We start from the raw sequence: 23,453 nt of genomic DNA, 5'->3' as shown, positions 1-23,453 counted from the left end.
GCGCACCTTGGCGACCGGATGGCGCCGGACCCTGCCCTGGCTGCCACGCGCCGCCGCGGTCGCCGGCAGCGGTAACGTCACGCAGACCGGTGGCGGCTTCGCCAACACCGGCATCTTCGTCGGCACCGTCGTCATCGGCCCTCGCTCCTACGAGATCGTCGGGCTGCCCGCGGCCGCACCCGGTCTACCGGCCGGGTTCTCCCCCAGTCAGCTGCTGTCGGCCGATCACCAGGTGGTCAAGTTCGGCGGGCGCGGGACCGACCTGCAACACCTGGCCGACTGGCGCGATGCCCCCGGCCCCGGCCGGTCCGTTCTGCTGGTGCACGCTCCCGGCGGCCAGGGAAAGACCCGTCTGGTCAGCGAGTTCGCCCAGCGCAGCGCCCTCGGGGCCGGCTTCCACGTCATGATCGCCCAACCCGCCAGCTCGGCCGTGGACCCGCGACCCGGCGGCCCGGAGGACGGCTCTGACGTGCTCCTCGTCATCGACTACGCCGAACGCTGGATCGTCGAGGACCTGGTAACACTGCTGAACGACCATCGGTTCGTCGCCGCGGGACGCCGGATCCGGGTACTGCTCGTCGCCCGCACGGCCGGGCTGTGGTGGCAGGGCCTGCGGCATCAGTTGACGAAGGCGGGCTTCGGCGTCGACGCGATGGCGCTCGGCCCGATCGCCGCCGCCACTGATCACCGGGCGAAGCTGTTCACCGAGGCGGCGACCGCTTTCGCCGGCCTGTTGCCGGGCGCCGATGCCGACACGGTGATCCCACCCGATCTTGGCGCCCCGGAGTACGGTCTGGTGCTGACCGTGCACATGGCGGCCCTCGCCGCCGTGGATGCCACCCGCTACCCGAACCTCGAGGCGCCCACCGCGGTCGCGGACCTGTCCGCCTACCTGCTCGACCGCGAGGTCGCCCACTGGGTCGGCCTGCGACAGGCCGGCGCCGTGCGGATCTCGCCGGCCACGATGTCCCGGACCGTGTTCACCGCCGTTCTGGCCGGTGCCCTGCCCTATCCCTCCGCCGTCGACGCCCTGGCCACGGCCGGTGTCACCGACGATCCGGCGACGGCCGGCCAGATCCTGGACGACCACGCGGTCTGCTACCCCTCGGGCGGCCCGGTGGCGCTCGAACCGCTCTACCCGGATCGGCTGGCCGAGGACTTCCTGGCCCTGCAGATACCCGGGCACGACCTGGCGAGCTACCAACCGCAACCCTGGGCCGTCCCGGCGGCGCGGCACCTGATCCTGGCCGACGGCTCCTCGCCGTGGCCGAGCCAGGCCCTGCAGACCGTGGTCGAGGCGGGGCAGCGCTGGCCGCACGTGGTGACCGCGGTGCTCAACCCGGTCGTCGCCGAAGCGCCCGAATCGATTGCCCGGCTGCTGGGCTCGGCGGTGCTGGCCGGTATCGCCGCGCTTCCGGCGATCGACGTCGCCGCACTCGACGCGGTCTACGAGGCATTGCCGAAGGGCAACCACGTCTCGATCAACCTCGGGCTGGCCGCCCTGGCGTCCCGGATCACCGACCATCGCCTGGCCTCCGCCGCCAACCCCTACGAGGTCGCGGGCGCACTCAACCAGCTCGGCTACCGGCTCTTCAACGCCGGGCAGTACACCCGCGGACTCGAGGTGGCGACCCGGGCCGTCGACGCGTACCGGGAGGCGGACAGGGCCGGGCTGCCGCGTTCCGGGCCCGCGCTCGGTATGGCGCTGAGCAACCTCGCGGCGGTGTACCACTCGCTCGGCCGTCTCGACCTGGCGTTGCCGGTGGCACGGGAGGCGGTGGAGACCTTGACCGAAGTCGTGACGCGAACCGCGTCGATCGAGGATCGTCGTCTGCTGGGCGGCGCCCTGCTCAACTACGGCGATGTCCTCGCCAAGCTGGAGCAATGGGACGCGGCCCTGGCCGCGGTGGACGAGTCCCAGCTCCTGCTGCACACCGTGCTCGACGAGACCGATCAGCTGGGCGACACCGTCAGCCTGGCGAAGTCCCTGGTCAGCATCGGGGCGATCCTGCGAAATCTGGAGCGACCCGAGGACGCGGTGGAGGCGACGGAGGAAGCGATCCGGCACTGCTCGTTGCTCGCCGCGTACGACGCTCACGCCTACGAGCCGATGCTGGCGTCCGCGTTCCACAATCTCAGCGTCCAGCAGCAGGAGGTCGACGACCCGGAACTTCTGTGGGCCCTGCAGAACGCCGTCGAGGCGGTCGGCCGGTGGCGCGGCATCCTCGACAGTTCGGACGGCCCCCGGCAGTACGCGCAGAAGGTCCTGTTCGCCCTGGAGAACCTGGTGCGATTGGCTGCCACGACGGGCCGGCGCGATCTCGCGATAGCCGCGAGCGAGGAGTTGCTCGTCCGTTCGACCCAGCTCGCCGGCGACGACCCGCAACTGCGCGACCTCACCCGTAAGGCCGAGGCGAGGCTCCACCGACTCCGCCGGGAGGGCCCCACTCCCTGATCGCTCCGGTGCCGGGCCTACGGTCCTGGACGAGAACAGCCATCAAGAGTGGGGATCTTGGTCGGCGGTGCTGACCCGGGCATATCCGATCTTGTGCCCCACCGGCCGGATCTATCGAAACCCACCGCCGGACCCGTGTTGTGTGGGCTTGTTTCTGGTGTGACTTTTGTGGGAGTTGCGTGCTGGGAGGATGCGTCGTGCCCAGGCGCACCAGCGGCGTCCATCGGAAACGACCAATGCGTTGATGACGGCATCGTCATATTTTGCTCTTGTAGTCCAGTACGCATGGTTGTGCCGGGTCTCCCGGATGTCGGGGTGCTCGACGCCCAAAACCCGTTCGTAGCTGGGGATCAGCTCAGCGAGCAGGTCACGGGCGCCGGCCGGATCACCCGCCACCCCGATCCAGCGCGCGAGGTTGTGGCGGGTGGCCAGGGTTTCGGGGTGCTCGACGCCCAGGACCCGCTCACGGACGGGGAGCAGCTCGGCAAGCAGGTCACGGGCGCCGGCCGGATCACCCGCCACCCCGATCCAGTACGCGAGGTCGTAGCGGGTGGTCACGGTGTCGGGGTGCTCGACACCCAGGACCCGCTCACGGACGGGGAGCAGCTCAGCGAACAGGTCACGGGAGCCGGTCGGATCACCGGCCACCCCGATCCAGTGCGCGAGGTTGTGCCGGGTGGCCAGGACTTCGGGGTGCTCGACACCCTGGACCCGCTCGTAGCCGGGGAGCAGCTCGGCAAGCAGGTCACGGGCGCCGGCCGGATCACCCGCCTTCCCGAGCCAGTACGCATGGTGGTTGCGGGTGTCCAGGGTGTCGGGGTGCTCGACACCCAGGACCCGCTCACGAATGGGGAGCAGCTCGGCGAACAGGTCACGGCCGCCGGCCGGATCACCCGCCGCCCCGGTCCAGCGCGCGAGGTTGTGCCGGGTGGCCAGGACTTCGGGGTGCTCGACACCCTGTACCCGCTCGTAGCTGGGGAGCAGCTCGGCGAACAGGTCACGGGCGCTCTGGTGGAGGCCGGCTTCGCCGAGATAGCGGGCGGTCTTCTGGGTCAGGCCGCAGACGTCGACAAGTGTTTCGTGGCTGGTACCGGGTTGTGTGGTGGCTCGGCTGAGCAGGTCGGTGGTGTGCGGGGCGAGTGTCTGCCAGGTGGGCCAGGTCGTGGGGTCGTCGGCGTCGAGATCGGTGGTGTTCTTCAGCAGGAGGGTGATGGACACGGCCAGGTAGCTGGTGTGCAGAGGGCGGCGGCTGGTGTCGCGGATGAGTGGATGCAGCCGCGCGAGGGTCACGGGTGTCGAGCGCCGGGTTTGTTCGAGGGTGATCAGTCCTACCCCGGTCAGGGCTTGCAGGAGCGTGGCGAGGTGCTCGCCGGTGAGATCAGGCAGGAGAGCGGTGGCGGCCAGGGTGGCCGGGTCGAGCAGGTGGGTGGGGATCGGGGCGTCGGCGAAGGTGGCCAGCAGCCGCAGTAGGGTGCGGGCCTGCGGCAGGCCTCGCGTGTCGAGCAGGTCCAGCGACAGTTCCCAGGTCCGGTCGATGGTGCGGCGTGCCTGCGCCTCGCTGAGTGCGCCCGCGGCCGGTGTCGATGTGTCGCCGGTGTCCAGCGCGGTGCGGTACCCGGCGAACGTCGCGGGTGAGCCGGCGACCCCGGTGCGGCGGACCTGGCTGATGGTCTGACCGGCGATACCCAGGGCCAGAGGTAGCCCGCCGAGGCGCTCGGCCAGTGCGGTGGCCTGCTCGACAGTGCCTGCGGCGGCGCCGGCGTGGTCCAGGAGCACGGCTGCGCCGTCGGCCGGGGTGAGCATCCCCACCGGATGCAGCCGGTACCAGTCGCCGCGGTCCCCGCCGTCGGGATACCGGGCGGCGGGCCAGGTGGCGGGATCACCGTCGCGGGTGGTGACCAGCAGTAGGCCGCGGCGGTGCGGGACGGGCCGGAGCCAGCCGCGGCCGGCAGCGACCGGTTCGTCGGGTGGGGTGAGCAGCCGGGTGTCGTCGGCGTTGTCGATGACCAGCAGCCAGCGCTGCGTCAACCGGTCCAGCCTTCCCCAGACCAGGTCGGGGCCGCTGCCGGTGTCGGACCAGGCGTGCTCGATGTCAGCGGCGGACGCGCCCAGCTCGGCGGCGAGCTGCCGCATCCCGGTATCCAGCTGGGTGGCCGTGGCGGCCGATACCCACCACACCCGCACCCCGGCGCGCGTCAGCCGGCCCGCGACCAGTTGCGCGACGGTGGTTTTACCCGCCCCGCCCATCCCGTGCAGAACGTTGACCCGCGGCCGGTGACGACCTCGCCAGCTGTACCGGGCGGCCATCTGGTCGACCAGCCGGTCACGTCCTCGGATGTCGCGGTCGGTCACTTGCGGCGGGCGAAGCGACGCGATCGCCGGGCGGGTAGCGGCGGCTCGCCGGGGGACGAACATGTGCCGCACCGTCGTACCGAGCCCCGGCGGGGTGTCCGTGCCGGCCATGCCCTGCTGGATCACCGCCAGCACCATCAGCAGCAGAACGGACGTGGCCACCACCGACCAGATCACCGCCGGGCTGTGCACCCACCGCCAGGCCGGCAGCATCCCGGTGCCGATGTTGGTCGCCGCACCCAACGCCGCGGTGAGCACGACCACCACGGCTGCCATCGTGGCCAGGACCGCACCACGGCCACGCCGGTCAAGGCCGCTCACGAGCACCCCCGCAGGTCGATGTCGCGGCCGGGTCGGCATTTGCCGGGTCTCCGCTGTTGGGCGGGACGAGCGGAAAATCGGTGCACCGCCAGCGTATTACAACGGGATACAAGCGCCTATTTGGAGTTTGCCAACGATCAGCGGATGGAGCTCTGCCGAGGCGGGGCCGTCAGCGCTGCTGCCGGGGATCCGCCGGGACGTGGACGACCAGGATCGCGGTGTCGTCGGCGGCGTGGCCGCCGGTGAAGGTGGTCACCGCTTCGTCGATCGCGGCGGCCAGCCGCTCGGCCGAGTCCGCCGCGGTGGCCGCGATGACCTGCTGCAGCCGTTCCGGGCCGAACAGGGTGCGGTCGTCCACCCGGCGGCCCTCGGTCACCCCGTCGGTGTAGAGGACCAGGCTGTCGCCGGGCCGCAGCACCGTCCGCTGGTCGCGCAGGGTCGGCTCGGGCCGCCAGCCGAGCAGCAGGCCGTGCCGGCCCAGCGGCTGGATCCGGCCGTCGGCGCGGCGGATCAGGGCCGGGTCGTGGCCGCCGCAGCTGATCCGCACGCTGATCCCGTCCGGGTGCGGCCGCAGGGTGGCGTACGCGGCGGTGAGGAACCGCCGGTCGTCGGTGTACCAGCCGAGCAGCGCGGCGTTGAGCGCGCCGAGGTTGGTGCTCGGCGTGGCGCACCGCACCGCGGCGGCCCGCAGCGTGTACCGGGCCAGGGCGGTGACCCGCGCCGCCTGCGGCCCCTTCCCGGCGACGTCCCCGACGACGACGGCCCACGAGTCGCGCACCGACGGGAACACGTCGTAGAAGTCGCCGTAGACGTCCGCCTTGCCCGCGGCGGCCCGGCGGTAGCGGACCGCGATCTCGACGCCGGGCACGTCCGGCAGCAGCGGCGGGAGCAGGCTCTGCTGCAACGTCTCGGCCAGTTCCTCGGCCCGCGCGGCGGCGTTCTCCGCGTCCTCGACGGCCGCGCGCAGGGCGATCTCCCCGGCGGCGGCCTGGGACATCGTCTCCAGGACCGCGATGTCGTGCGGGGTCCACTCCCGGACCGAGGTGTCGACGGCGCAGAACGTCCCCAGCACGTGCCCGTCCGGGGCGCGGACCGGGAAGCCGGCCCACGCGGCGACGCCCATCAGCTCGATCGACGGGTTGCCCGCGGTCCGCGGGTCGGCCCGCGCGTCCGGCACGATCAGCTCGGTGCCGGTGCCGATGACGTACTGGCAGAACGACTCCTCGACGCTGTTCTGCCGGTCGGCGGGGTCGGTGCTCGCCACGCCGACGCAGCTCTTCCAGTACGACCGGGTGTCGTCGACGATCGTGACGAACGCGAACGGCGTGCCCAGCAGCGTCGCGGCGAGCCGGGTCAGCCGGTCGAACGCCTCCTCCGGGCCGGTGTCGAGCAGCCCGGTGCGTCGCACGGCGGCCAGCCGGGCCGGGTCGAGGATCAGCGGCTGCATGCCCGGGCCGGCGGGTCCTCGGTCTGCGACATCGGAACAGTCTGACCACAAGTGCCGCCGAGCGGGCCGGGGCCCGCCAGTTCGTTGCCAGACAGCAACCAACCGGCCGGAGCACTCACACCTGAGCCGAAGATGCCGATCACCGTTGTATGGCGATCAACGGCCGCCCGGCCTGGCAGAGCTGTGTCGCCGTCGGCGCCGCCGCCACTGCCGGGTACGCGCTGCTGCCCGCCGCCGGCCTGATCCGTGCCGTCGCGTACGCCCTGGTCGGCGGGCTCTGCCTGGCGATCGTGGTCCGCGCCGTCGCCCACTACCGCCCGCGGCAGCCGGCGACCTGGCACACCTTCATCGCGGGCCTCACGGTGTGGCTGGTGAGCACGGTGATCAACCGGGTGACCGGCGCGCCCGGCTGGTCGCGCACCGCGGACCTGCTGGAGCTGGCCGGCTACCCGCTGATCTGCTGGGCGCTGGCCGGGCTGATCCGGGGCCGCGCCCGGGCCCACGACCGGACCGCCTGGATCGACGCCGGCCTGGTCGCGACCAGCCTGTGGCTGCTCTACTGGGTCTTCGTGCTCGGCGACGACGTCGCGGCCGGCGGCACGCCATGGACCGGGAAGGTGCTGGCCGTGGTGATCGCGGGCGGCGACATCGCCCTGTTCGTCCTCGGCTCGCTGCTGGTGACCACCCCCGGCGCCCGGACCGTCAGCTACCGGCTGCTGCTGACCGCCCTGGTCCTGACCGCCGTCGGGGACATCCTGGTGATCGTCGTCCCGGACCCGCGGTTCGACCTGACCGGATCGGTCGACGCCATCGCGCTGCTCGCCAACACCCTGGTCGCCGCGGCCGCCCTGCACCCGTCGATGCGGCGGCTGACCGTGCCGTTGCGCCGGCCGCCGGCGTTCGTCCGGCCCCGGCTGTTCCTGCTCACCGCGATCGTCCTGCTCGCCCCGGCGGTCGGGCTGTACCAGGGCGCCACCGGCCGGGCCGGGCAGGACTGGCTGGCCACCGGGATCACCTCGGTCATCCTGTTCCTGCTGGTCGCGGTACGGATGGCCGGGCTGGTCCGGCGCATCGAGAGCCAGGCCGAGCGGCTGACCCTGCTGGCCCGGCAGGACGCCCTCACCGGCCTGGCCAACCGCCGCCAGTGGGACGAACGGCTCGCCGAGGCGGTCACCGAGCAGACCTTCACCGGGCAGTCGCTGTTCGTCGCCCTGGTCGACCTGGACAACTTCAAGGCGTTCAACGACGCGTACGGCCACCAGGCCGGCGACGAGCTGCTGGCCACCGCGGCGGCCGCCTGGCGCGCCCACGTGCGCGACGGCGACCTGCTGGCCCGGTACGGCGGGGAGGAGTTCGGGCTGCTCTTCACCGGCTGCACGGCCGCGGAGGCGACCGGGGTCCTGGAGCGGCTGCTGGCCGCCACACCCTCCGGCCAGACGTTCTCGGCCGGCCTGGCCCGCTGGGACGTACGGGAAAGCCCGGAAGGTCTTCTGCATCGCGCCGACGAGCTGCTGTACGCGAGCAAGCACGCCGGACGGGCCCGGATCACCACCGAACCGCTCCTCCCGGCAGCCGCGTCGTGACCTCGTGGATCCTGGCCGGGTGGCGTCGGTCGCCGGTCGCCCTCGCCCTGATCGCGACGGTGCCGGCCGGGCTGCTGCTCGCCGGATTCGACAACCGGATCGTCGCGCCGATCATCCTGGTGCTGAACCTGATCGGCGCCCGGTACAGCTGGCGCGCCGCCCGGACCAGCCCCAGCGGCCTCGGCCCGTGGCGCCTGATCGCCGCCGGCCGGGCCGCGTCCGCGCTCTGCACCGCGGGCCTGATGCTGTCCTGGCAGTCGGTCGCGGGGATCACCCGGCTGCTGATGTTCGGGCTGCTCGCGGCCGGCGTGTTCGCCTCGATCTCGCGGCGGTTCACCGGCCGCGCGAAGACCGCCCTGGTGGCCGAGCTGGTCGCGGTGCTGGCCGCCGGGTTCATGTCGATCTGGTACTTCGCGATCGAGCCGGTGCTGGCCCACCGGACCGGCACGGACCCCAGCGTCGCCACGATCGGCTGGCCGCTGGGCGACGTGCTGCTGCTGACCGCGGTCGCCGCGATCATCCTGGGTGGCGCGGTCAGCCGGTTCGCGGCGCCGGTCACGCTCTTCGCCGGGAGCCTGGCGCTCTACCTGGTCGTCGACCTGACCTGGCTGTTCACCCAGGACCCACGGCTGCTGTCCGGGCTGGCCGTGGCCGACCTGCTGATGACGCTCGCCCCGGTGCTCACCGTCGCCCGGGCCGGGCTGCCGTTCACCGCCCGGACCAGCGGCCCGCCCGCCTGGGCCACCCATCTGCCGCTGGCCGCGATGCTGACCGGCTGCCTGCTGATGGCGACGGTGACGATCCGGGAGGGGCAGCTGCTGCCCTGGGGCGGCCTGGTCTGCGGGCTGACCGTGATGACCGGCGGCGCCGCCTGGCGCCAGCTGATCTCCGTCCGGCAGAGCCACGACCAGCTCACCACCGACACGCTGACCGGCCTGTGCAACCGGGCCGGCCTCGATCAGGCCCTGGACCGGACCGCCAAGCGCGGCGACCCGGCCGCGCTGCTGCTCATCGACCTGGACGGCTTCAAGCTGGTCAACGACGCCTACGGGCACGCCGCCGGCGACGCGTTCCTGACCCACGTCGGCCGGCAGTTGCGGGCCGCGGTCCGCGGCGTCGACGTGTGCGCCCGGATCGGCGGGGACGAGTTCGCCGTCCTGCTCGCCGACACCGGCCACGTCAACGACGCGATCGCCGCGGCGCAGCGCATCCTGGCCGTCGCCGCCGGGCATCCGGCCCGCTTCGACGAGGACCTGGTGCCGGTGCGGGCCAGCATCGGCATCGCCACCGCGCCGGCCGGCTACGACAGCAAGGTGCTGCTGCGGCAGGCCGACACCGCGATGTACCACAGCAAACGGGCCGGCAGTCACCGCTACGCCCGCTACGAGCCGTCGATGATCGACCACCGCGCCGACGACGCCGCCCTCGCCGAGGACCTGCAGCACGCCCTGGACCGCGACGAGCTGCACGTGCTCTACCAGCCGCAGGTCGACCTGATCAGCGGGCGGCCGATCGCCGCCGAGGCGCTGATCCGCTGGCAGCACCCGACCCGCGGCCCGATCTCCCCGGTCCGGTTCATCCCGGTCGCCGAGCGCTCCGGGGCGATCAACGACATCGGCCTGTGGGTCCTCGAACAGGCCCTGATCCAGCTCGCGGCGGTCCCCGGCGGCGAGCACCTGCACATGAGCGTCAACCTCTCGCCCCGCCAGCTGCGCGAGCCGGCGATCGTGCACGACATCCTGGCCGTCCTCGACCGGGTCGGCGCCGACCCGCGCCGCCTGGTCCTCGAGGTCACCGAGTCGGCCCTGGTCGACGACACCGGCGGGATCGCCGCCCTGCGGGTGCTGCGCGAACACGGCATCCGCATCGCCATCGACGACTTCGGCACCGGGTACTCGTCCCTGCAGTACCTCACCCGCCTGCCGGTCGACATCCTCAAGATCGACCGCAGCTTCGTCGCCGAGCTCGACGACACCCCGGAGGGCTCCGCGGTCGCCGGCGCGATCGTCCGCCTCTCCCAGGTCCTGCACCTGGCCACCGTCGCCGAGGGCGTCGAGACCGAACCACAGGCGGCCGAGCTGCGCGCACTCGGCTGCGACATCGGCCAGGGCTACCTCTACGCCAAACCCCTCTCCCCCACCGACTTCGCCGCCTTCGTCAGCGGCACCACGATTCCCGACTCACCCCGGCCACGCTGAGAATCAAGACCCTGCTCGGGTACGGCGTGAGCACCGCGCCCGCCCGGCCCGGAGCGATCGACTCGGCGCTCGAGCCGGACCGGTGGTGATCCGTTGCGGGTGGTGGGCCGCGAGTATCCTCACGCGCGGTATTGCCGCGGCATCGTCGCCGCGGTCACGCGCATCGAGGGAGACCGCTGTGGCCGCGCCGCAGATCAAGACCGAGAAACACCATTCCGGCGTACGGGACTCCGCGCGCCTCGCGATCGTCATCGGCGCGCTGGGTGTGGTGTTCGGGGACATCGGCACCAGCCCGATCTACACGCTGCAGACCGTGTTCAACCCGGACGACCCGCACCCGGTGCCGGTGAGCACGGAGAACGTGCTCGGCGTGGTGTCGCTGATCTTCTGGTCCGTGATGATCATCGTGACGGTCACCTACGTGCTGCTGGCGATGCGCGTCGACAACGACGGCGAGGGCGGCATCATGGCGCTGATCGCGTTGCTGCGGCGCTGGAGCGGGGAGCGCGGGCAGAAGGCGGCCTTCGTCCTGGCCGGGGTGGGGCTCTTCGGCGCCTCGCTGTTCTTCGGCGACAGCATGATCACGCCGGCCATCTCGGTGCTGTCCGCGGTGGAGGGCGTCAAGGTCGTCGAGCCGTCGCTGGGTGAGCTGGTGGTGCCGGTCACCGCGGTGATCATCGTGGCGTTGTTCCTGGTCCAGCGGCGGGGCACGGCGGCCGTCGGCCGGGTCTTCGGTCCCGTGATGATCCTCTGGTTCGCGTCGATCGGCGCGTGCGGCGTCAGCGGCATCGCCGGGCACCCGGAAATTCTCAAAGCGCTTTCCCCGACGTACGCGGTGGGCTTTCTGACCGGGCATTTCGGGATTGCCTTCTTCGCCCTGGCAGCGATCGTGCTCGCGGTCACCGGCGCCGAGGCGATCTACGCCGACATGGGGCACTTCGGGCGCCGGGCGATCACCCGCGGCTGGCTGTTCCTGGTGCTGCCCGCGTGCACGCTGAGCTACCTGGGCCAGGGCGGGCTGATCCTCGACGACCCGGCCCACATCAGCAGCCCGTTCTTCCTGCTCGTGCCGGGCTGGGGGCGGATCCCGATGGTGCTGCTGGCCACCGCGGCCACGGTCATCGCCTCGCAGGCGGTGATCACCGGCGCGTACTCGGTCGCCTCGCAGGCCGCGCAGCTCGGATACCTGCCGCGGCTGCGGATCGTGCACACCTCCGAGTCGTCGGCCGGGCAGATCTACGTACCGTGGATCAATTGGCTCTTGATGTTCTCGGTGTTGACCCTGGTCTTCGCGTTCCGCAGCTCGGCGGCGCTGGCCTACGCGTTCGGCATGGCGGTGACCGGCACGATCACCATCACCACGCTGGTCTTCTTCTACGTCGCCCGCAACCGCTGGGGCGCGCCGCTCTGGGTGATGATCGGCGGCGCGTCGCTGCTGCTCGCGGTCGATCTGCTGTTCGTCGGCGCGAACCTGACCAAGCTCGCGCACGGCGCGTGGCTGCCGCTGCTGATCGCGCTGACCGCGTTCACGCTGATGACGACGTGGCAGCGGGGCCGCAAGATCGTCACCGCGGAGCGGGACCGGCGGGAGGGCTCGCTGCGCGAGTTCGTCGGCGGGCTGCACAGCGACGAGTCCACGATCCAGCGGGTCCCCGGCACGGCGATCTTCCTGAACCGGGGCACCCAGACCGCGCCGCTGGCCCTGCGCGCCAACGTGGAGCACAACCACGTGCGGCACGACAACGTCGTGGTGATGTCGCTGACCACCGAGCCGGTGCCGCGGATCGCGGTCGAGGAGCGGATCATCGTGGACGACCTGGGGTACGGCGACGACGGCATCATCTACGTGACCGCCCGCTTCGGGTACATGGAGACGCCGGACGTGCCGGCCGCGATGCGGTTGATCCCGGCCGACGCGACCGAGGGCGACCTGGAGCTGGACCGGGCGTCCTACTTCCTGTCGAAGATCGAGCTGCGGGCCGGGCGCGCGCCGTCGATGGCGCCGTGGCGCAAGCGGCTGTTCATCGCGACCTCGTACATCACGGCGGACGCCGCGGAGTACTTCGGGCTGCCCCGCGACCGCACGGTCATCATGGGCTCACACATCGAGGTCTGACCCCGCCGGCCGTCAGCGCGCGACGGCCGGGGTCTCCGGCCGCCCGCGCTCGGCGGCCGGGGTGAAGAAGCGGACCAGGTCGTCGGCCGCGGTCGGGGACAGCATCATGGCCTGGATCCGGGCGGACCTCTCGGCGATCGGCCGGATCCGGGTGAACATCGCCTCCTCGTACGTCCGGATCGCCGAGGCCGGGTCGGCGATCAGCGCGGCGGCCAGTTCGGCGGCGTCGAGCATGGCCTGGTTGGCGCCCTCGCCGACCGGTGGCATCAGGTGCGCGGCGTCACCGATCAGGGTGACGCCGGGCCGGTGGGTCCAGCCCGGGTCGGCGGGCATCGTCTCGATACGTCGTACCGTCGGTGGGTTGTCCCCGGGTTCGAGGAGCGCGGTCAGCCGGGGGCTCCAGCCGTCGAACAGCTCCAGCAGGGCGCGTTTGTCCCGGTAGACGTCCGGGTCGCGGTCGTCGGCGGGCAGCGAGACGCCGACCCGGATGCTGTCGCCGAGGCGCTGGGCCGCCAGGATCCGGCACTCCCCGACGCACCAGAGGTTGCCCGGGCCGACCAGCTCGGCGAGCTCCGGGTGGCGCGCGTCGGGGTCCCCGATGGTGAGCTCGACCAGGGTGCCCACCGGCGCCAGCGTCGTCCCGGTGAGCAGTGGGCGGACCACCGAGCGCGCGCCCTCCGCGCCGATCAGCACGTCGCACCCGGCCCGGTGGCCGCCGTCGAAGGTCAGCTCGTAGCCGCCGCCGGGTCGTGGCGCCGCCGCGACCAGCCGCCGCGACCAGGACACCGTCTCCTCGGGCAGCGCGTCGAGCAGGAGGTCGCGCAGGACGCCGCGGTCGATCTCGGGGCGCCCGGCGAACGACCCGGGCCGCGGCAGGTGGTGCACGAGGGTGCGGCCGGCCGGGTCGAGGATGCGGTGCTCCTCCCCCTCCGGGCGGGCCTCGGAGCGGAATTCGGCGGTCAGGCCCGCGTCGTCCAGCGCCTTCTGCCCGGACTCCGGGTGCAGGTCGAGCAGGCCGCCCTGGCCCCGGGCGGCGCGGCCGGCCTCGCGTTCGTAGACCGCCGCGCCGATGCCGTGGCGGTGCAGGATCCGGGCCAGGGTCAGGCCGCCGAGGCCACCTCCGGCGATCGCGATGTGCATCGTCGACTCCTTACCGTACGATGTACCTCATGGATACGCCGTACGGTAGCGCACCCCTGCCCGTCTGGGAACGCCCCGAGCCCCAGCCGCGCGCGGCGCCGGTGCCGCTGAGCCGGGCGAAGATCGCCGCCGCCGCGATGCGGCTGGCCGACGCGGACGGCCTCGACGCGCTGTCGATCCGCAAGATCGCCAAGGAGCTCGGGGTCGGCCCGATGCGGCTCTACGACTACGTGACCAACCGGTCCGAGCTGCTGGATCTGATGGTCGACGCGGTGTACGCGCGGATCGCCGAGGCCGAGCTCCCGGCCGGGTGGCGGGCCACGGTGCTGGCCCTCGTGCACCGGACCCGGGAGGTCGCCCTCGACCACGAGTGGTTCGCCGACCTGCTCGGCGGGCGGCCGCACCTGGGCCCGCACGCGCTCGCCGTGGGCGAGGCGACCGCGGCCGCGCTCGACCGGGCCCCCGGCATCCGGGACGTGGACGAGCTGCAGCGGGCGCTGAGCGCGCTCAACGCGTTCCTCGCCGGGTCGCTCCGGCGGGAGATCACCGAGCGGCGCACCGCCCGGTCGACCGGCACCGACGTGGCCCGCTGGCAGTCCGCCAACGGGCCCTACCTGCGCCGGATGCTGGCGACCGGGCGCTATCCGACGGTCGCCCGGCTGGTCGTGGAGGGCGCCCACCTCAGTCCGGAGGAGACGTTCCGGCACAACCTGGAGATCGTCCTGGACGGCATCACCTGACCCGCCCTGCCCCGGCGACGGCGACCACCGCACGGCCGGCCGGGGCAGGGCAGGGCGGTCATGATCGCGGACAGCGCGGATACGGGCGGCGTGACCTCGTACCGTAAGAAGCCTTGCGGGTTTGATCTTCCGGTGTTTCGACGCACGAATCGACGCAACCTGTTTGCGGGGGTGGTGGCGGGGTAGTCCACGAGTACCTCGACACAAGGAGACGATCGATCGTGAGTACCGTTACCGAGTCCGTGGACGTCAACGTGCCGATCGGCACCGCGTACAACCAGTGGACCCAGTTCGAGGACTTCCCGCAGTTCATGGACGGCGTCGAGTCGATCACGCAGACCGGCGACACGCACACCCACTGGGTGACCAAGGTGGCCGGCCAGACCCGCGAGTTCGACGCGGAGATCACCGAGCAGCACCCGGACGAGCGGGTCGCCTGGACCAGCACCGGCGGCGACACCAAGCACGCCGGCGTGGTCACCTTCCACCGCCTCGCCGACAACGAGACCCGGGTGACCATCCAGCTCGACTGGGAGCCGGAGGGCTTCGTCGAGAAGGTCGGCAGCGCGGTCGGCGTCGACAGCCACCAGGTGAAGGCGGACGCCAAGCGGTTCAAGGAGTTCGTCGAGAACCGGGGCACCGCCACCGGCTCCTGGCGCGGCGACGTCCCGCGCCCCTGATCCTTTGAGGTGACCGAACGGTGCCGGCAGGTCGCCGGCACCGTTCGACCGGTTCAGCTCAGGTACTTCTCCCACGGACCGGTGATCGCCAGCGTGATGCCCGGGACCTGGATGTTGACGAACAGGATCCGGCCGTCCGGCGAGAACGTCGGGCCGGTGAACTCCGAGTACGTCGGCGCGCCGTTGGACGTGCCGTTGCTGATCTGGTTCCGGGCGATCGCGTAGGTTGGGCCGCCCGGGATCGAGCTGAGCACGTGCGACGCGCGGACCCCGTCCTCGGCCAGCACCAGCGAGCCCCACGGGGTGACCGTCACGTTGTCCGGCCCGTCGAAGGTCAGGTCGGCGAACTTCGGGAACGCCCCCTCGGTCTCCGCGGCCGGGTTGTGCGGGAAGTACGTGACGAGCGTCAGCGTCTGGTCGGCGTAGTCGTAGAACCAGACCATGCCGTCGTGCTTGGTCGCGTCGGCCGGCAGGTCGTTGGCGCCGAACGCGAAGCTGTTGACGATGTAGCAGCCCTTGCCGTTGCTCCAGACCCCCTCGAACTTCTTGCCGCGGGTGACCGTGCCGTCGGCGAACTGCAGGCGGATCGGCGTGGTCCGGGCGTCGCGCTCCGGCACCTCGATCCAGGTGACCTTGAACGGCCGGCCGAGCTGCGCGGACGTGAAGTAGGCGATGTCCGGGACGATGCTGCCGTCGTCGAGACGCAGCTGCATCGCCTCGAGCGTGCCGGCGGTGTCGCTGAGCCGGTTCGCCAGGCCGGGGCCGAGGCGGGTGCCGGCCGGCGCGGTCCAGCGGTAGAAGAGCCCGTTCGGGCCGCTCGCGTCCTCGGACAGGTAGACGTGCTTGAGGTTCGGCTCGACCGCGAGGGCCTCGTGATCGAACCGGCCGAACGCCTTGATCGGCTTGGGGATCTGGTGCCGGGACTCGGCCGTGGTCACCTCGAAGGCGTAGCCGTGGTCCTTCTGGTACACCCCGGACTGACCGTTCGCCGACCAGGTCGTCCCGGCGTTGATGAACGTCTCCTCGCAGGTCAGCCAGGATCCCCACGGAGTCACGCCGCCGGCACAGTTGCGCACCGTGCCGGAAATTCCCACCCATTCGGCCGTACGGCGTCCGTTGCGATCCGTGGTGATGACCGTGCAGCCACCGGCGTTGGCCGCGCCGGGGTCGTACACGGTCGACGCGATGTGCGGCACCCCGTACGTGGACATGTGCGGCGTCATCTCGTGGTTCTGGATGACCGTCAGCTTGCCGTGCTCGGACGCGACCACCCCGGTCCCGTCGTGGTAGGCGGGCGTCTTGCCCTGCCCGAACGACAGGTCGGTGACGCCCTCGCGGGTGACGATCGTGTACGCGAAGCCGGCGGGCAGGGCGAGGATGCCGTCCGGGTCGTCCTTCAGCGGCGGGAACGGGCGGCCCTGCGGGGCGTTGCCGGGCCGGTGCGGTCCGTGCGCCACCGCGGCGGCCGCGGGCTCGGCGAGGCTGGGCAGCACACCGGCGACGGTCAGGCCGACGCCGGCCGCGGTACCACCACTGAGGACTTGCCGACGGGAAACGGTCATGCGCTATCACTCCTGGGAATGCGGCGGTGGCAGGAATCTGTCGCGACCACTCTCGAAGGCCCGGGTTACACGCAGGGAAACCGCAGCCGAACAGAGCCTGGTCAGGGCAGTACTTTGCCGCATTCAACAGGGTAAATAAGGCCAGCCTAAGCTAAGGCTTCGAGCGACCCGTACCGATATGGCCGGACTTCCCGGCAGGAGGTCAGACGACGGTCGGGCGGTCGTTGCGCTCGACCTCCTCCGAGTTCTGGACGAAGGTCTGCTGGGAGACCTGGACCAGCGTCGCGGAGTCGTGGAACTGGCGCAGGCTCGTCGAACCGCAACTGATCATCGTGGAGCGGACCTTGGCGAGGGTGACCTTGACGTTGTCGTACAGGCTGCCGGCGTACGGCACGTAGCCGTCGACGCCCTCCTCGAACGCGAGGTCCTTGCCCTGGCCGTAGCGCGCCGCGTTGCGGGCCCGTTTGCTGCCCTCGCCCCAGTACTCCTTGACCACCTGCCCGCCGATCTTGACCAACGGCGCCGGGCTCTCGGTGAACCGGGCGAAGTAGCGGCCGAGCATCAGGAAGTCGGCGCCGAACGCGAACGCGATCGCCATGTGCGAGTCGTGGATGACCCCGCCGTCCGAGCAGAGCGGCACGTACATCCCGGTCTGCTCGGCGTAGGCGTCGCGCTCGGTGACGATCTCGGCGAGCGCCGAGGCCTGACCGCGGCCGATGCCCTTCTGGTCACGGGTGATGCAGATCGACCCGCCGCCGATGCCGACCTTGACGAAGTCGGCGCCGGCCTCGGCCAGATAGCGGAAGCCGCGGGCGTCGACGACGTTTCCGGCGCCGATCCGGACGGTGTCGCCGTACTCCTTGCGGACGAACTCGATGACGTCCTTCTGCCACACCGAATAGCCGTCCGAGGAGTCCAGGCAGAGGATGTCGGCACCGGCCCCGACCAGGGCCGGGATCCGCTCACGATAGTCGTGGGTGTTGACCCCGGCGCCGACCCGGAACCGCTTCGCCTCGTCCACCGACTCGTTGCTGAACTGCTGGTGCAGCTCGTAGTCGCGGCGCTGGACCAGCGCGGTGACCCGGCCGTCCTCGCCGACGATCGGGAGCACGTCCTGACGGGAGTCCCACAGCAGCGAGTTCGCCGTCGTCAGGGACATCCCCGGCACGCCGGTGACCAGCTCGGCGACCGGCCGCATCCGGGACTCGACGCTGTCCCCGCGCTGGTGCCGGTGGAAGTTGAAGTCGTCGGCGGTGATCAGGCCGAGGAACGCGCCGGACGGGCTGCCGTCGTCGGTGACGACGACCGCGGAGTGGTCGTGCGCCCGCAGCAGCAGGTCGGCCTCGTCGAGGGTCGCCGTCGGCTTGATGTTGACGTCGTTGTGCCGGAAGCCGGCCTTGTGCTTCTTGACCGCGGCGACCATCCCGGCCTGTTCCTCGACCGGCTGGTTCTGGTGGATGAACGAGATGCCGCCGACCTGGGCCAGCGCTATCGCCAGCTCCGGGGACGAGACCGCCCCCATGATCGCGCTGGTCAGCGGGGTGGCGATGCGGATCGGCGAGGGCTGCCCGACCGGGTGCCGGACCAGCGACGCGGACAGGTCGACGTTGCCGGGCGTGCAGCCCTCGTCGGTGAGGTTGGGCAGGAGAAGGTACTCACCGAAGGTGCGGGAGATCTCGGGCAGGATCCGCACGGCTGCACTCCAAGTCGTCGATATGCCACGGTTTGTTCTGTTCCGTGATGATCGAATGACGTTACCAGCCACCCTGGACGGGACGGCTGACACCCGGTGCGGTTCGGCGTGGGCACGGCAGGCGGTTCGCTCCCGCTTTGCCTGCGGCGCTTTCGCCGTACGGCGGAATGGCGGTTGATCTAGGTCTGGGGTTTGTCGAAGACCGCGAGCAGGTGTTCGGTGGCCTGGGCCGGGGTGATCGAGCCGGCCAGGATCCGCTGTTCCATGTCGGTCACGGCGGCGCGGACGGCCGGGTTGGTGCGGAACCGGCTCAGGATCGCCTCCTCGGCCATCACCCGCATCCAGCCGACCTGTTGCCGGCGGCGGCGCTCGTCCACGTCCTGGCTGTCGCGGTGCGCGGTGAGTTGGGCCCAGATCTCGGCGACGCCGGTGCCCTCGATGCCGCTGCAGGTCAGCACCGGGGTGGTCCACGCCGAGCCGCCGCCGAGCAGGTGCAGCGCGCCGGACAGCTCGCGGGCCGCCCGCTTCGCCTCGGCCTCGTGCGGGCCGTCGGCCTTGTTGACCGCGATCACGTCGGCGATCTCCAGGATCCCCTTCTTGATTCCCTGCAACTGGTCGCCGGTCCGGGCCAGCGCCAGCAGCAGGAACGAGTCGACCATGTCGGCGACCGCGGTCTCGGACTGGCCGACGCCGACCGTCTCGACGATCACCACGTCGTAGCCGGCCGCCTCGACCACCACGATCGCCTCCCGGGTGGCCTTGGCCACGCCGCCCAGCGTGCCGGCGGTCGGCGACGGGCGGACGTAGGCGTCCGGGTCGGCGGCCAGCCGCGCCATCCGGGTCTTGTCGCCGAGGATGCTGCCGCGGCTGCGCACCGAGGACGGGTCCACGGCGAGCACCGCGACCCGATGACCGGAACCGGTCAGGTCGCTGCCCAGCGCATCGATGAAGGTGGACTTGCCGGCGCCGGGCACGCCGCTGATCCCGATCCGGTGCGAGCGGCCGGCGTCCGGGGTGAGCGTGGCCAGCAGCCGCTGCGCCTGGGCCTGGTGGTCCGGCCGGGTGGACTCGACCAGCGTGATCGCCCGGGCGACCCAGGCCGGGGTGCGGTCGCGCACCCCGGCGGCCATCGCGTCCAGGTCGAGAGGGGGCCGGGTCATTCCGCGGGCAGGGGGTGGCCGAGCTGCCCGAACAGGTCGCCGAGCAGGCCGATCGCCGCGTCGGCGAGCACGGTTCCGGGCGCGAAGATGGCGGCGGCACCGGCTTCGCGCAGGGCGTCGTAGTCCTGCGGCGGGATCACTCCGCCAGCGATGATCATGATGTCCGGGCGGCCCTGGGCGGCCAGCTCGTCGCGCAGGGCCGGGATCAGCGTGAGGTGTCCGGCGGCGAGCGAGTTGACGCCGACGACGTGCACGTCGGCCTCGATCGCCTGGCGGGCCACCTCGGCCGGGGTGGCGAACAGCGGGCCCACGTCCACGTCGAAGCCGAGGTCGGCGAACGCGGTGGCGACCACCTTCTGGCCGCGGTCGTGCCCGTCCTGGCCCATCTTGGCGACCAGGATCCGCGGCTGGCGGCCCTCGGCCTCGGCGAACGCCGCGGTCAGGACCCGGGCCCGCTCGATGTTGGTCACCTGGCCGGCCTCCTTGCGATACACCCCGGAGATGGTACGGACGCGGGCGGTGTGCCGGCCGTAGACCTTCTCCAGCGCGTCGGAGATCTCCCCGACGGTCGCCTTGGCCCGGGCCGCGTCGACCGCCAGCGCCAGCAGATTCGCCCCCTGGTCGCGGGCCGCCGCCTCGGTCAGCGCGTCCAGGGCTGCGGTGCAGGCGGCCTCGTCGCGCTCGGCGCGCAGCCGGCGCAGCTTCTCGATCTGCGCGGCCCGGACCGCGGCGTTGTCGATCTTCAGCACGTCGATCGGGCCGTCCGACGCCGGGCGGTACTTGTTCACGCCGATCACCGGCTGGCGGCCGGAGTCGATCCGGGCCTGGGTGCGGGCGGCGGCCTCCTCGATGCGCATCTTCGGGATGCCCTCGTCGATCGCGCGGGCCATCCCGCCGGCCTTCTCCACCTCCTCGATGTGCTCCCAGGCGCGGGCGGCCAGGTCCCGGGTGAGCCGCTCGACGTAGGCGCTGCCGCCCCACGGGTCGGCGACCCGGGTGGTGCCGGACTCCTGCTGCAGGACCAGCTGGGTGTTGCGGGCGATCCGGGCGGAGAAGTCGGTCGGCAGTGCGAGCGCCTCGTCGAGCGCGTTGGTGTGCAGCGACTGGGTGTGCCCCTGGGTGGCGGCCATCGCCTCGACGCAGGTGCGCATCACGTTGTTGTAGACGTCCTGGGCGGTCAGCGACCAGCCGGAGGTCTGGCAGTGCGCGCGCAGGCTCAGCGAGCGCGGGTCCTTCGGGCCGAACTCGCGGACCAGCTTGGCCCAGAGCAGCCGGCCCGCGCGCAGCTTGGCGACCTCCATGAAGAAGTTCATCCCGACCGCCCAGAAGAACGACAACCGCGGCGCGAACGCGTCGACGTCCAGGCCGGCGGCGCGGCCGGCGCGCAGGTACTCGACGCCGTCGGCGAGCGTGTAGGCCAGCTCCAGGTCGGCGGTCGCCCCGGCCTCCTGGATGTGGTAGCCGGAGATCGAGATCGAGTTGAACCGCGGCATCCTCTGCGAGGTGAACGCGAAGATGTCGGAGATGATCCGCATCGACGGCCCGGGTGGGTAGATGTAGGTGTTGCGGACCATGAACTCCTTGAGGATGTCGTTCTGGATCGTGCCGGACAGCTTCTCCGGCGGCACGCCCTGCTCCTCGCCGGCCACGATGTAGAGCGCCAGGATCGGCAGGACCGCGCCGTTCATGGTCATCGACACGCTCATCCTGTCGAGCGGGATGCCCTCGAACAGCTGCCGCATGTCGTAGATCGAGTCGATCGCGACCCCGGCCATCCCGACGTCACCGGTCACCCGCGGGTGGTCGGAGTCGTAGCCACGGTGGGTGGGCAGGTCGAACGCGACCGACAGGCCCTTCTGCCCGGCGGCCAGGTTCCGGCGGTAGAACGCGTTCGACTCCTGGGCGGTGGAGAAACCCGCGTACTGGCGGATGGTCCACGGCTGGTTGACGTACATCGTGGGATAGGGACCGCGGAGGTACGGCGCGACGCCCGGGAACGTGGTCAGGAAGTCCACGCCGGACAGGTCGGCGGCGGTGTACAGCGGCGGGACCGCGATGCCCTCCGGGGTGTGCCAGGTCAGCTCGTCCACGGAGTGGCCGGTCCCGGCCCGGACGGCGTCGCGCCAGGCCTGCTCGGCGCCGGGCAGCTTCGCCGGGTCGGTCGGCTTCGTCGGGTCGGTCAGCTTCGCCGTCGAGAAGTCGGGGATCATTCGTCCACTCCGAGGTCGGCCAGAACGGTGGTCAGCACGGCGATCGCGTCGCCGCCCATGGCGATGTGGCCGTCGATGCCGGGGTAGTCGCCCCGGCCCGCCAGCAGGACGCGGGTCGCCCCGGCGGCGCGCAACGCGGCCGCGGTGGGTTCGGCTTCTTCGGCGTACGCCCGGTCGGGCCCGCAGACGCACGCCACGGCCGACGTGGACTCGCCGGTGGTCACCGCGATGCCGCCGGCCGCGAACAGGTTCGTCGCGAAGGTGAGGCGCGGACCGTGCGCGGCCGGCGAGCCGAGCAGGGCCAGGTGGACCGTCGGGCGGCTGCCGGTGGCGGCCAGGTGCGCGTCGCTGCGGTCGCGCAGGCGCTCGAACGCCTCCGCCAGCCGGTGCCGGGGCAGTCCCCCGGTGGCCGGGACCGGTGCGGGCGGGCGTTCCGGGAGCCGCTCGGCCAGGTTCGGGAACTCGCTCACGCCGGTGATCGGGTCGCGGCGGTGCGCGATGTTGCCGGCCCGCTTCGCCCAGGTCGCCGCGAGCCGGTCGGAGATCAGGCCGCTGTCCAGGGCGGCGACGGTCCCGCCGGCGCGCTCGATGGTGGTGAACCAGTCCCAGGCGGCATGCGCGAGCTCGTCGGTGTAGCGCTCGATGTACCAGGAGCCGCCGGCCGGGTCGGCGACCCGGGCCACGTGCGACTCCTCCATCAGCAGCAGCGAGGTGTTGCGGGCCAGCCGCCGGGCGACCGCGTCGGGCCGGCCGAGCCGGTGGTCGAACGGCAGCACGGTGACCGCGTCCGCGCCGCCGACCCCGGCCGCGAAGGTGGCCAGGGTGGTCCGGAGCAGGTTCACCCAGGGGTCACGGGCGGTCATCATCGCGGCCGAGGTGACCGCGTGCTGGCGCTGGCCGCCGGCCTCCGGAGCGCCGCACATCTCGGCGACCCGGGCCCAGACCCGGCGGGCGGCGCGCAGCTTGGCGATCGTGGCGAACTGGTCGGCGGTCGCGGCGAACCGGAACTCCAGGTGGCCCAGGGCCTCCTGGATCGGCAGGCCGGCGTCGGTGAGCGCGCGCAGGTAGGCCACCCCGGCGGCGGTGGCGCAGCCCAGCTCCTCGGCGTCGGACGCGCCCGCCTCGTGGTAGACGGTCGCGTCCACGCTGATCGCCCGCAGCTCCGGGTAGCGGACGGCGAGCGCCGCGGCTTCGCCGACGGCGATCTTCTGACCGGTACGGGCGAGCCAGCCCAGCGGGTCGGCGCCGAGGCCGCCGCGGGCCTGAGCCGGGTCCACACCACGGGCCGTGAGCAGGGCGGACCATGCCTCGGCGGCGGCCGTGAAGTCCGGGCCGGGGTCGAGGACCACGCCGGCCAGGTCCAGGTAGACGCCGTCCAGGGCGGCCGGCAGCGCGCTCAGCGGCAGGCCGTCGCCACCGACCGCCAGCCACAGCGAGGTCACGCCGTTCTCCAGGTCGGTGAGGATCTCCTCGCGGACCTGCTTCGGGTCGCGGCCGGCGTGCGCCTGGCGCACGTCCCAGCCGCCGAGCGGGCGGGAGCCGCGCACGAACGGCCACTGGCCGGGCAGCCCGGCCGGGGGCGGCGGGGCGTCGTCGGCGGTGTGCAGCGCCGCCATCCGCAGGCCGTCGTAGGTCACCGTGGCCAGCAGGTCGTCGACCTGCTCCGGGGCGGTCTCCTCGGTCGCGGCGCCGGACTTGCGGAGCGCGGCCAGGGCCAGCCGGCGCCACTGCTCGGCGGTCGCCGCCGGGAAGTCCGCGCCCAGCGTGAGCCCATCAGCTGACGTCGACACAACACA

General features: G+C 72.2%; 14 protein-coding genes. 6 read left to right on the top strand and 8 right to left on the bottom strand.

The genetic code is table 11. The features are described from left to right. Positions 1-7 precede the first annotated feature (7 nt). Positions 8-2,455, top strand: coding sequence for a tetratricopeptide repeat protein (locus L3i22_RS25560; RefSeq protein ID WP_221329481.1), 2,448 nt, complete (start codon positions 8-10; stop codon positions 2,453-2,455). Between the two features lie 111 nt (positions 2,456-2,566). On the opposite strand, the gene L3i22_RS25555 is transcribed toward L3i22_RS25560, so the two are convergent. Both L3i22_RS25555 and L3i22_RS25550 read right to left on the bottom strand, forming a co-directional pair. Then, positions 2,567-5,074, bottom strand: a complete 2,508-nt coding sequence (locus tag L3i22_RS25555; protein ID WP_221329480.1) for a tetratricopeptide repeat protein — start codon at positions 5,072-5,074, stop codon at positions 2,567-2,569. A 223-nt stretch (positions 5,075-5,297) separates the two neighbouring features. Continuing rightward, complete coding sequence (locus tag L3i22_RS25550; protein WP_221329479.1) at positions 5,298-6,575, bottom strand: GAF domain-containing SpoIIE family protein phosphatase; 1,278 nt, start codon at positions 6,573-6,575, stop codon at positions 5,298-5,300. Positions 6,576-6,724: 149 nt separating this feature from the next. On the opposite strand from L3i22_RS25550, the gene L3i22_RS25545 reads away from it, so the two are divergent. From L3i22_RS25545 to L3i22_RS25535, 3 genes are all read left to right on the top strand, one after another. Next, positions 6,725-8,158, top strand: coding sequence for a GGDEF domain-containing protein (locus L3i22_RS25545; RefSeq protein WP_221329478.1), 1,434 nt, complete (start codon positions 6,725-6,727; stop codon positions 8,156-8,158). Further along, entirely contained in the window at positions 8,155-10,356 is a 2,202-nt protein-coding gene (locus L3i22_RS25540; RefSeq protein ID WP_255658584.1) for a bifunctional diguanylate cyclase/phosphodiesterase, read from the top strand. Before L3i22_RS25545 ends, L3i22_RS25540 begins: the two co-directional genes overlap by 4 nt. 178 nt (positions 10,357-10,534) lie before the next feature. Further along, the gene (locus L3i22_RS25535; protein WP_255658583.1) at positions 10,535-12,472 is read left to right on the top strand and encodes a potassium transporter Kup; all 1,938 of its coding nucleotides are present in this window, start codon (positions 10,535-10,537) and stop codon (positions 12,470-12,472) included. Between the two features lie 12 nt (positions 12,473-12,484). Here L3i22_RS25535 and L3i22_RS25530 read toward each other — a convergent pair whose 3' ends face one another. Further along, positions 12,485-13,612 (bottom strand): NAD(P)/FAD-dependent oxidoreductase, encoded by a 1,128-nt coding sequence (locus L3i22_RS25530; RefSeq protein WP_221329477.1) that lies wholly within the window; start codon positions 13,610-13,612, stop codon positions 12,485-12,487. A gap of 29 nt (positions 13,613-13,641) precedes the next feature. Here L3i22_RS25530 and L3i22_RS25525 point away from each other — a divergent pair, with 29 nt between their 5' ends. Together L3i22_RS25525 and L3i22_RS25520 are read left to right on the top strand one after the other, a co-directional pair. Beyond that, positions 13,642-14,352 (top strand): TetR/AcrR family transcriptional regulator C-terminal domain-containing protein, encoded by a 711-nt coding sequence (locus L3i22_RS25525; RefSeq protein WP_255658582.1) that lies wholly within the window; start codon positions 13,642-13,644, stop codon positions 14,350-14,352. Positions 14,353-14,573: 221 nt separating this feature from the next. Then, positions 14,574-15,032, top strand: coding sequence for an SRPBCC family protein (locus L3i22_RS25520; RefSeq protein WP_221329475.1), 459 nt, complete (start codon positions 14,574-14,576; stop codon positions 15,030-15,032). Positions 15,033-15,085: 53 nt separating this feature from the next. Here L3i22_RS25520 and L3i22_RS25515 read toward each other — a convergent pair whose 3' ends face one another. From L3i22_RS25515 to L3i22_RS25495, 5 genes are all read right to left on the bottom strand, one after another. Further along, positions 15,086-16,594 (bottom strand): alkaline phosphatase PhoX, encoded by a 1,509-nt coding sequence (locus tag L3i22_RS25515; protein ID WP_221329474.1) that lies wholly within the window; start codon positions 16,592-16,594, stop codon positions 15,086-15,088. A 202-nt stretch (positions 16,595-16,796) separates the two neighbouring features. After that, positions 16,797-18,287 (bottom strand): IMP dehydrogenase, encoded by a 1,491-nt coding sequence (locus L3i22_RS25510; RefSeq protein WP_221329473.1) that lies wholly within the window; start codon positions 18,285-18,287, stop codon positions 16,797-16,799. 179 nt (positions 18,288-18,466) lie between these two features. Next, positions 18,467-19,447: a methylmalonyl Co-A mutase-associated GTPase MeaB gene (gene meaB, locus L3i22_RS25505; RefSeq protein WP_221329472.1), complete on the bottom strand. Its 981-nt coding sequence runs from the start codon at positions 19,445-19,447 to the stop codon at positions 18,467-18,469. After that, positions 19,444-21,657 carry a methylmalonyl-CoA mutase gene (scpA, locus tag L3i22_RS25500; protein ID WP_221329471.1) on the bottom strand — a complete coding sequence of 738 codons (2,214 nt, stop codon included), beginning with the start codon at positions 21,655-21,657 and terminating at the stop codon, positions 19,444-19,446. The genes meaB and scpA overlap by 4 nt, the downstream gene beginning before the upstream one ends. Then, complete coding sequence (locus L3i22_RS25495) at positions 21,654-23,447, bottom strand: methylmalonyl-CoA mutase subunit beta (protein WP_255658581.1); 1,794 nt, start codon at positions 23,445-23,447, stop codon at positions 21,654-21,656. Before L3i22_RS25495 ends, scpA begins: the two co-directional genes overlap by 4 nt. Positions 23,448-23,453: the final 6 nt, after the last annotated feature.

Source organism: Actinoplanes sp. L3-i22 (genome assembly GCF_019704555.1).
Lineage (GTDB): Bacteria > Actinomycetota > Actinomycetes > Mycobacteriales > Micromonosporaceae > Actinoplanes.
The sequence above is the reverse complement of the archived record's forward strand: the minus strand, read 5'-3'. Positions and strand labels throughout refer to the sequence as shown.